1 protein-coding gene is annotated in these 507 nt (G+C 70.0%); it reads left to right on the top strand.

Features of this window, described 5'->3' with window-relative positions; translation table 11 throughout:
* On the top strand, positions 1-507 hold a 507-nt coding region (locus tag RCG67_RS17505; RefSeq protein ID WP_368828099.1), incomplete at both ends, for a hypothetical protein.

Here is a 507-nt window from a genome sequence, read left to right on the forward strand (position 1 = left end):
CACCCACAACTACCAGCGCTACCCCGTGGTCCACGACGACGGGCGCGTGCTGCAGCACCTCGTCACCGGCGCCGGTGGTGCCTACACCAAGGCCACCCACATCATTCCCCGGGCGACGGTGGAGGAGTGCGGGTGCGACGAGGCGGACTTCCGGTGCTACCCGTTGCGCGGGGACTCCCTGGCGACCTATTCGATCCTCTTCGACCGTCGCTTCGGCTTCCGGCGGGGGAGGTTCGTCGTCCCCAGGCAGCAGGCCCCCGCGGTGATGGCAGAACGCCTCGGCGGTGGCCTGGAGCCCACCCGGGAGACGGATCGAGGGGCGACCGTCTCTCCGAAGGCCCGTCGCGCAGCGCGCGTCGTCCATCCGCTCTCCGCGCGCACCGGTCCCCTGTACCGCTTCTTCTCCGAGTTCCTGGACTGGGACACCCCCGACCCGCCGCTGTTCAAGAGCTTCCTGCGGATCGACGTCCGACCGGGCGAGCTCGAGATCAAGTGCTGCTCGGCGAC

The organism is Kocuria cellulosilytica, assembly GCF_040981245.1.
Classification (GTDB): Bacteria; Actinomycetota; Actinomycetes; order Actinomycetales; family Micrococcaceae; genus Kocuria; species Kocuria cellulosilytica.